Genomic DNA, 9,409 nt, shown 5'->3' with positions numbered 1-9,409 from the left:
ATATTTACTACAGGCGGTTGTTCCTGTCCCGCAGTTCCGATAGGCTCAGTGTACTCAGGAATAGAAACGGTAGGTGGCTGTTCTTGTCCCGCTGTTCCGATAGGTTTAGTGTACTCAGGAATGTTTACTACAGGCGGTTGTTCCTGTCCAGCTGTACCGATAGGCTTAGTGTATTCAGGAATTTCTACAATAGGAGCAGGGTCATCTCCCTTGCTTGTAGTTGGCTGCTGATTCTCAACCTTCTTCTCATCCTTTTTGGTAAAGACAGCTACTACAGGACTGCTTGTTGTATTTCCCTGGATAGAATAAGCTTCTATCGCATTTCCAATTTTTCGATTGGTTTCGTCAGGGATAGGGATTTGTACCTGATTATCTTGAATTGATAAGACAGTCTGATCTCCAGTCGTAACTAGATGATTATCGTCTATCCTGCGTAAAACGAGTGGATCTTTGATGCCTGGGAAGGTCACAGCGATGGCTTCCCAATCTCCAGCTGGAAGAGTTAAAGAGATGTTTTTATCCCCTTCCTTAAGTGGTGCGATACTTGGACTATCCAAGCTTACAGCTGGAGCCTTAATCACATCAAATGAATCTAGAGAAATTTTCTTGCGACCTGCTGGTGAATTTGGATCAACTTTCAATGTCAAAATATGATTACCATCGGTCAGATTAGTAAATTCTCCAATTAAGGTTGCCTTTTGGGTAGCGCCAGCAGTGTAGAAGTCTAGACTTGGCATTTCTTTTCCATCCAGTGTCACGAGAGCTTTTCCGAGAGCGGATGTTTTGAGTCCGTAAATTCGAATACCTGTTCCAGTAAATGGAATGGTTGCTTGAGCTTCTGAAGCAGTACTTGGATCGGCGTTATTGATGTCCGCATATTTTTCTGTGCTCTTATATAATTCAGTATCGCTCCAATCTTTGAATTGAGATCCGTATTGAATGCGAGAGTCACGGTCATCCATTTTTTCAATGGTTGTTCCTTGTCCCGGTAAAACTTTAAAGTAGTCTAAGGAGATTTTGGAACGTTCACTGCCACGGTGTTTATGCTCTTGTTTTACAGTGATAGTCATCACATGAGCACCATCTGACAATCCTGTGAAGCGACCGATAAGGCTACCTTTTTCAGTTGCACCTGCAGTATAGAAGTCCAGTTCACCGACTGATTTACCATCGATTTTGACTTCAGCGATTCCCAATTGAGATGATTTGAGACCATAGATTTCAATGCCAACACCATTGAAAGGAATGGTTGCTGTCGCATCTTTATCTGTATAGTTACCTAGTGAAAGGTCGGCAAACTTCTCTGTTCCTCCAAATAATTCTGAGTCTGCCCAGTTTCCAAATGCAGAACCGTATTGGATTCGGCTATCGCGGTCATCCATCAATTGGTTATAGGTTTCGACATTGGCCTTTTCGGATACCTGTGTAGAAACATTACCCAGCATAGCCTTAACAGTATAAGTGTAGGCGAGTTGAGGGTCGAGTGAACGGTCGATAAAATGGGTTTGATTGGTCACAAATTCTCTGCTTGCAGAGGTTTGGCCGGATTCGTCTTTCACTTGTCTTTGGATAACATAGTGGGTAGCGCCTTCTACTTGGTTGAAGGTAAGTTCGGCAGTGACGCCATTTTGTCTAACTGCTGTCAGACTGGTTACACGACCAGGGAAATGTTCAAAGGTAATGACATCACCTTTTTGTGTTGCCAGTTGAATGCGGCCATCTTTAAGAACAGTTGCTTTGACAGATTTACCATTAACCTTAACCTGACTGGCTTCGATATTTGGATAATCTACAACTAGGTCTCCACCGACATTTGAAAGGAAGGACAAGCTTTGCAGGTTTTTATCTTTCCACTTCATGCTGACTTCAAAGTTACCGCGAGCAACCAGACCAGAAACCTGACCGTCTTTCCAAGCATCTGGAAGGGCTGGCAATGGTGCAATGTAGCCAGTGTGTGATTGAAGAAGCATTTCTGCAATTCCACTGGTTGCTCCAAAGTTTCCATCGATTTGGAAAGGTGCGTGCGTATCCCAAAGGTTTTCTAGGGTTGAATATTTGAGCTGTTCAGCAAGCAGGCGATGGGCACGGTTACCGTCTAAGAGACGAGCCCAGAGGTTGATTTTATTGGCCTTAGACCAACCAGTACCACCATCTCCACGGTGGTTGAGGGTAGCACGCGCAGCTTCTAAATATTCAGCCTGATCCTTGCTAAAGAGCGTACCTGGGAAGAGACCAACTAGATGGGAAACGTGACGGTGGTTGTTTTCAATGCCTTCATTAGTGAATTGTGGACTGTCTTCTTCGTACCATTCCTTGATACGTCCTTCTTTGTTAATGTGAAGTGGTTTGAGTTTGTCAAATTTAGCCTTGACCTCTGTAACTAAGTCTTTGTCGACATTCAGATGGTTGGCGACTTCCATGTAGTCATGGAATAGCTGCCAGACTAGTGATTGGTCAAAGGTATTTCCAATGGTAATAGTACCGTGTTCAGGTGAATAGGATGGAGAAGATACCCAACGGTCGCTGGCCTGGTCATAGTGCAAGAAGGAGTTCCAGAACTTAGCAGTTTCCTTGAGCATTGGATAGATCTTTTCTTTGAGATAAGTCTCATCCTTGGTGAATTTATAGTAGTCATAAACGTTCTGCATCATCCAAGCATTAGCTGCTGGCGACCAACCCCAATAGTAATTCCAACCAGGGGTAGTCCAGCCAAATGGTGTCGCCTGGGTATGAACCAGCCAGCCATTTTCTTGTCCATCTTTGGATTCGATACCGGCGTATTCCTTAGCAGCGATACGGCCATAGTAACGCATATCGTCAATGTAATTGATCATTGGCTTGGCAGTTTCAGCTAGATTGCTCATGTAGGCTGGCCAATAGTTCATTTGCAAGTTGACATTGAGGTGGTAATCAGCGTTCCAAGGTGGATTGTCTACGGCATTCCAGACTCCTTGTAGGTTGGCAGGAAGGGCATCTGTCCGATCACGAGATGAACTAATCAATAAATAACGTCCGTATTGGAAGAAGAGTTCTTCCAGTTTTTGCCCTTTGCTAGGGTTATAGGTCTGAAGGGCCTCTTTTGTCGTTTGAGCAGCATTGCTTCCACCTAGGTTTAGTTTGACGCGGTTAAAGAGGCTTTGATAGTCTTTGATATGGTTCTTTTTAAGTGTCTCGTAGTCTTTGCCCCTAGCTGCTTCTACAATGCCTTTAACTGTTTTTTCGAGGTCAATGTCTTTGCGATAGTTTGTTTTTGGATTCTGAGCAAAGTTAGTCTTGGCACTGAGTAAAAGCGTAGCGTAGCTAGCTCCTGTGATTGTTAAACTATCCTCATGGACAGTAACTTTTCCGTCCGTTTTAATTCCTAGATAGGATGCGAACTGGAGGCCATTATCTTTGACTGTACCTTTTAGTAGGATACCATTTGGGTCTGTCGTAACATGGCCACTCTTGTAGTGAGAATATTCCGCTGAGTAGTTTCCGTTAGCAAGTAAATCTTCTGTTAAGCTATTCCAAACTGTAAAATCAAGTTTTTTGTTCCCTTTTTGGGTCAAGTGAGTAACAGTAACATCATCAGGGTAACTTGAGAAGGTTTCTCTTTTAAAGGTCGTTCCATCTTGGGTGTAAGAAGTTGTAGTAGTGGCTTCTGTGATATCCAAACCACGGTGATAGTCTGTAACTGTATCCAGCCCCTTTTTCTGGTTATTGAAGACCATGAAGATATCACCAAAGGCTAGATAACGTCCATACTGGGCGTTGTTTGGTCCAACTAGATTTTGTTCAGCTAATCGTTTGGCTTTTTGGCGATCTCCGTCTTCAAGAGCCTTACGAATTTCTGCTAAAATTTTATACCGTTCCTGATAGTTTCCTCCATTATAGTCGGTACTGTCGGGACGCGGTCCACCTGACCAAAGAGTTTTTTCGTTGTATTGGATTCTCTCCTCGCCGATGAGACCAAAAACCTTAGCACCCATTTCACCATTCCCAACTGGGAGTGCTTGTTTTTCCCAGCCATCATAGGAAGGAGCTGTTGGTCGATCATAGTTTAGCTGATAGTTGCTTTGTTCTGTCACAGGTAGTTCTTGTTTTTCGGTTTCCTTATTTTCATTAGGTTTTACAATAGCCTCAGTACTGGCTTGATTAGTTGTAGCAGAGGCAACATTAGCTTCAGTGGGTTTGGTTTCAGAAACACTATTATCAGCTAGAACTGGTTTTGAATGGTCAATTGCTTCGCTTGGCTGTGTGTGCTCGGTTGATTCAGTTGCTTTTGTTATAGTGTCTGTCTTAACTGTAGTTTTCTCTAATGCAGGCTCGTTTTGCTGTACTTCAATAGTATCAGCAGAGACGGTATGACTAGCTAGAAAAACCGCTCCAAGCAAAACAGAGGCTGTGCCGACTGTTAGCTTTCGAATACTGTAGCGACAGGATTTCTCCCTCCAAATTTTTTCCATAGAAACCTCCTTTATTAATTAAAAGCGCTTTCATTTTTAATGAGGCGAACTTTTGTTTCTATATTGTATTGTTAATCTAATTTTACCAGCTAATGAAGTGTTGTCAAGAGGATTAGAGAAGGATATATATTTGATATTGTTTTGTATTAAAAAAGTGGAGGAAACGAATAGTAAGGGAGTGTATTTTTTATATTCTTTCTAGTTTTGACTAGAAAGATAAGCCAACTTTAATTACAGCTTACTCATCTCTGAAAGCGTAAAACAAACTAGTCAGGGTGGCTAGTTTGTGGTATAATGAAAGAGACTCAAAAAGAAACAGGAGAAAAATGATGGATTTACTTTTAGCAATTGTATTGATTGTGCTAGCTTTTCTAGGAGGAGCTCTTGGGGGAATGTACTTGGTTCGTAAGCAAATCGAAAAAGAATTCGCTGACAACCCACGTTTGAATGCTGAAGCAGTTCGTACTCTTTTGAGTGCAAATGGTCAAAAACCAAGCGAAGCTAAGGTACAACAAGTTTACCACCAAATCATCCGCCAACAAAAGGCAGCCCTTGCTAACAATAAAAAGAAAAAATAAATAAGGAAAAGTCTGGGATGAAAGTTCCAGACTTCTCACTATGTTGGTTATGGTTTAGGGATGAGACTTTTTCCTTGCATTCTATTGATATTTGATTATGATTAAGAGAGATAGTTATTGATTAGGCTGTCATTCAGTTCTTAAAGACAAGTAATCATAATGAACTATCAATCAGAAAAAAGACTAGAAAGAAGACTGTATGGATAATCGACCAATTGGTTTTTTGGATTCGGGTGTCGGGGGCTTGACCGTTGTGCGCGAGCTCATGCGCCAGCTTCCCCACGAAGAAATCGTCTATATTGGAGATTCGGCACGGGCGCCCTATGGTCCCCGTCCTGCTGAGCAAATTCGTGAATATACTTGGCAGTTGGTCAACTTTCTTTTGACCAAGGATGTCAAAATGATTGTCATTGCTTGTAATACTGCGACTGCCGTCGTCTGGGAAGAAATTAAGGCTCAACTAGATATTCCTGTCCTAGGTGTGATTTTGCCAGGAGCTTCGGCAGCTATCAAGTCTAGTCAAGGTGGGAAAATCGGAGTGATTGGAACACCCATGACGGTACAATCAGACATCTACCGTCAGAAAATCCATGATTTGGATCCGGACTTACAGGTGGAGAGTTTGGCCTGTCCTAAGTTTGCTCCCTTGGTGGAGTCTGGTGCTCTGTCAACCAGTGTCACCAAGAAAGTGGTCTATGAAACCCTGCGTCCCTTGGTTGGAAAGGTGGATAGCCTGATTTTGGGTTGTACCCATTATCCACTGCTCAGACCTATTATTCAAAATGTCATGGGACCCAAGGTTCAGCTCATTGATAGTGGGGCAGAGTGCGTACGGGATATCTCAGTCTTACTTAATTATTTTGAAATCAATCGTGGTCGTGATGCTGGACCACTCCATCACCGTTTTTACACAACAGCCAGCAGCCAAAGTTTTGCACAAATTGGTGAAGAATGGCTGGAAAAAGAGATTCATGTGGAGCATGTAGAATTATGACAAATAAAATTTATGAATATAAGGATGACCAGGACTGGTATGTCGGGTCCTATGGTATTTTTGGTGGCGTCCGGACGTTGACGGATGATGACTTGGATTTTCCTCTATTGGAGTTTGCCCAAAGATTTCGAGATGAGGATCGAGGTTTTCCTGTTTCTGTTACTGTTTTACGCTATGGTTCTCTCTACCGTTTATTGTCTTTTGTGGTAGACATCCTCAACCAAGAAATGGGACGAAATGTGGAAGTCATCCAACGTCAAGGGGCTCTGCTCTTGGTTGAAAATGGGCAACTCTTGTATGTGGAATTGCCCAAAGAAGGGGTCGATGTTCATGATTTCTTTGAGACAAGCAAGGTCAGAGAAACCTTATTGATTGCGACTCGAAACGAAGGCAAGACCAAGGAATTCCGAGCTATCTTTGATAAGTTAGGCTACGATGTGGAAAATCTTAATGACTATCCTGACCTGCCTGAAGTAGCTGAAACAGGCATGACCTTCGAAGAAAATGCCCGTCTCAAGGCAGAAACTATTTCTCAATTAACAGGCAAGATGGTTCTGGCAGATGATTCTGGACTTAAAGTTGATGTCCTTGGTGGCTTGCCAGGTGTCTGGTCAGCTCGTTTCGCAGGAGTGGGAGCTACTGATCGTGAAAACAATGCCAAACTCTTGCACGAATTGGCCATGGTCTTTGAACTCAAGGACCGTTCGGCTCAATTCCATACAACCCTAGTCGTAGCCAGTCCCAACAAGGAAAGTTTGGTTGTTGAAGCAGACTGGCCTGGCTACATTAACTTTGAACCAAAGGGTGAAAATGGATTTGGTTACGATCCTCTCTTCCTTGTAGGAGAGACAGGCAAGTCCTCAGCTGAATTAACCCTTGAAGAAAAAAATAGTCAATCTCACCGTGCCTTAGCCGTTAAGAAACTTTTGGAGGTATTTCCATCATGGCAAAGCAAACCATCATTGTAATGAGCGATTCCCATGGCGATAGCTTGATTGTGGAAGAAATCCGTGATCGCTATGTGGGCAAAGTTGATGCCGTTTTTCATAATGGCGATTCTGAACTGCGTCCAGATTCTCCCCTTTGGGAGGGCATCCGCGTTGTTAAAGGGAATATGGACTTCTATGCAGGTTACCCAGAACGTTTGGTGACTGAGCTTGGTTCGACCAAGATTATCCAAACCCATGGTCACTTGTTTGACATCAATTTCAATTTTCAAAAGTTGGACTACTGGGCTCAGGAGGAAGAGGCCGATATCTGCCTCTATGGTCACTTGCATGTGCCAAATGCTTGGATGGAAGGCAAGACCCTCTTTCTAAATCCAGGTTCTATCAGTCAACCACGTGGGACCATCAGAGAATGTCTCTATGCTCGTGTGGAGATTGATGACAGTTATTTCAAAGTGGACTTTTTGACACGAGACCACGAGGTGTATCCGGGCTTGTCCAAGGAGTTTAGCCGATGATTGCCAAGGAGTTTGAGACTTTCTTGTTGGGGCAAGAAGAAACTTTTTTGACCCCTGCTGAAAATCTAGCTGTGTTAATTGATACCCACAATGCGGATCATGCGACCCTCTTGCTTAGTCAGATGACCTATACCCGTGTTCCTGTTGTGACAGATGAAAAACAGTTTGTTGGGACGATTGGGCTCAGAGATATTATGGCTTATCAGATGGAGCATGATTTGAGTCAAGAAATCATGGCGGATACGGATATTGTTCATATGACCAAAACGGATGTAGCGGTTGTTTCGCCTGATTTTACCATTACGGAGGTCTTGCACAAGCTGGTAGATGAGTCCTTCTTACCGGTTGTGGATGCGTCAGGGATTTTCCAAGGGATCATCACGCGCAAGTCTATCCTCAAGGCAGTCAATGCCCTCTTGCATGACTTTAGTAAGGAATATGAGATTCGATGCAAATGAGAGACAGAATTTCAGATTTTTTAGAGGAAAAGCAGGGCTTGTCTGCCAATTCCAAGCAGTCCTATAAGTATGATCTGGAGCAATTTTTAGACATTGTAGGCGAGCGGATTTCGGAGACCAGTCTCAAGATTTACCAAGCCCAACTAGCCAATCTAAAAATCAGCGCCCAGAAGCGAAAGATTTCGGCCTGTAACCAATTTCTCTACTTTCTCTATCAAAAAGGAGAAGTGGATAGCTTTTACCGCTTGGAATTAGCTAAACAAGCTGAAAAGAAAGCTGAAAAACCAGAAATTCTAGACCTAGACTCTTTTTGGCAGGAAAGTAATTATCCAGAAGGTCGCTTGCTAGCGCTCTTAATCCTAGAAATGGGGCTCTTGCCGAGTGAGATTTTAGCTCTCAAGGTTGCGGATATCAATCTAGATTTTCAAGTGTTGAGAATCCAGAAGGCTTCCCAACAGAGGATTGTCACCATTCCCACGAGCTTGCTTTCAGAGCTAGAACCCTTGATGGGCCAGACCTATCTTTTTGAAAGGACAGGGAAAGCCTATTCTCGTCAGTGGGCCTTCCGTCAGCTAGAAGCTTTTGTCAAGGAGAAAGGTTCTCCAGCACTATCAGCCCAAGCCCTACGGGAACAGTTCATTCTACGACAGATAGAAAAGAAGGTCGATTTGTACGAAATTGCAAAAAAATTAGGATTAAAAACAGTCCTGACCTTAGAAAAATATAGATAATGGATATTAAATTAAAAGATTTTGAAGGGCCCCTGGACTTGCTCTTGCACCTGGTTTCTAAGTACCAGATGGATATCTACGATGTGCCCATTACGGAAGTCATCGAACAGTATCTAGCCTATGTTTCAACCCTGCAGGCCATGCGTCTGGAAGTGACGGGCGAGTACATGGTTATGGCCAGTCAGCTCATGCTGATCAAGAGTCGCAAGCTCTTGCCAAAGGTAGCGGAAGTGACAGACTTGGAGGATGACCTGGAGCAGGATCTTCTCTCTCAAATCGAAGAATACCGCAAGTTTAAGCTCTTGGGGGAACACCTAGAAGCCAAGCACCAAGAACGAGCTCAGCACTATTCCAAAGCGCCGACAGAGTTGATTTACGAAGATGCGGAGCTTGTTCATGACAAGACGACCATTGACCTCTTTTTAGCTTTTTCAAATATCCTAGCCAAGAAAAAAGAGGAGTTTGCACAGAATCACACGACTATCTTGCGGGATGAGTATAAGATTGAGGACATGATGATTATCGTGAAAGAGTCCTTGGCTGGACGAGACCAATTGCGCTTGCAGGATTTGTTCAAGGAAGCCCAGAATGTCCAAGAGGTCATCACCCTCTTTTTGGCAACCCTAGAGTTAATCAAAACCCAGGAGCTGATCCTCGTGCAAGAGGAAAGTTTCGGAGATATTTATCTCATGGAAAAGAAGGAAGAAAGTCAAGTGGCCCAAAGCTAGACTTGAT

The 9,409-nt window shown here is 43.3% G+C and carries 8 protein-coding genes; 7 read left to right on the top strand and 1 reads right to left on the bottom strand.

The genetic code is table 11. The features are described 5' to 3' along the window. The coding region (locus tag HMPREF2701_RS10500; protein ID WP_261674382.1) for an SIALI-17 repeat-containing surface protein at positions 1 to 4,448 on the bottom strand (4,448 nt) is incomplete at its 3' end. A 329-nt stretch (positions 4,449 to 4,777) separates the two neighbouring features. On the opposite strand from HMPREF2701_RS10500, the gene HMPREF2701_RS00730 reads away from it, so the two are divergent. From HMPREF2701_RS00730 to HMPREF2701_RS00700, 7 genes are all read left to right on the top strand, one after another. After that, positions 4,778 to 5,026, top strand: coding sequence for a YneF family protein (locus HMPREF2701_RS00730; protein ID WP_000364990.1), 249 nt, complete (start codon positions 4,778 to 4,780; stop codon positions 5,024 to 5,026). Between the two features lie 199 nt (positions 5,027 to 5,225). Continuing rightward, a complete protein-coding gene (racE, locus tag HMPREF2701_RS00725) occupies positions 5,226 to 6,020 on the top strand; it encodes a glutamate racemase (RefSeq protein WP_000370376.1) in 795 nt (264 codons plus the stop codon). Continuing rightward, positions 5,978 to 6,988 carry a nucleoside-triphosphate diphosphatase gene (locus HMPREF2701_RS00720; RefSeq protein ID WP_398584245.1) on the top strand — a complete coding sequence of 337 codons (1,011 nt, stop codon included), beginning with the start codon at positions 5,978 to 5,980 and terminating at the stop codon, positions 6,986 to 6,988. Before racE ends, HMPREF2701_RS00720 begins: the two co-directional genes overlap by 43 nt. Next, positions 6,964 to 7,485: a metallophosphoesterase gene (locus HMPREF2701_RS00715; protein ID WP_020902175.1), complete on the top strand. Its 522-nt coding sequence runs from the start codon at positions 6,964 to 6,966 to the stop codon at positions 7,483 to 7,485. The genes HMPREF2701_RS00720 and HMPREF2701_RS00715 overlap by 25 nt, the downstream gene beginning before the upstream one ends. Beyond that, positions 7,482 to 7,943 (top strand): cyclic-di-AMP-binding protein CbpB, encoded by a 462-nt coding sequence (gene cbpB, locus HMPREF2701_RS00710; protein ID WP_000560716.1) that lies wholly within the window; start codon positions 7,482 to 7,484, stop codon positions 7,941 to 7,943. The genes HMPREF2701_RS00715 and cbpB overlap by 4 nt, the downstream gene beginning before the upstream one ends. Further along, positions 7,940 to 8,674 carry a site-specific tyrosine recombinase XerD gene (gene xerD / locus HMPREF2701_RS00705; protein ID WP_277985722.1) on the top strand — a complete coding sequence of 245 codons (735 nt, stop codon included), beginning with the start codon at positions 7,940 to 7,942 and terminating at the stop codon, positions 8,672 to 8,674. Before cbpB ends, xerD begins: the two co-directional genes overlap by 4 nt. Further along, on the top strand, positions 8,674 to 9,402 hold the full coding sequence (locus tag HMPREF2701_RS00700; protein ID WP_061590225.1) for a segregation/condensation protein A: 729 nt from the start codon (positions 8,674 to 8,676) through the stop codon (positions 9,400 to 9,402). Before xerD ends, HMPREF2701_RS00700 begins: the two co-directional genes overlap by 1 nt. Positions 9,403 to 9,409: the final 7 nt, after the last annotated feature.

It is taken from the genome of Streptococcus sp. HMSC077D04 (assembly GCF_001808785.1).
Taxonomy (GTDB): Bacteria; Bacillota; Bacilli; order Lactobacillales; family Streptococcaceae; genus Streptococcus; species Streptococcus mitis_BX.
Note: the sequence above shows the minus strand (reverse complement) of the source record. Positions and strands in the feature narration are given on the sequence as shown.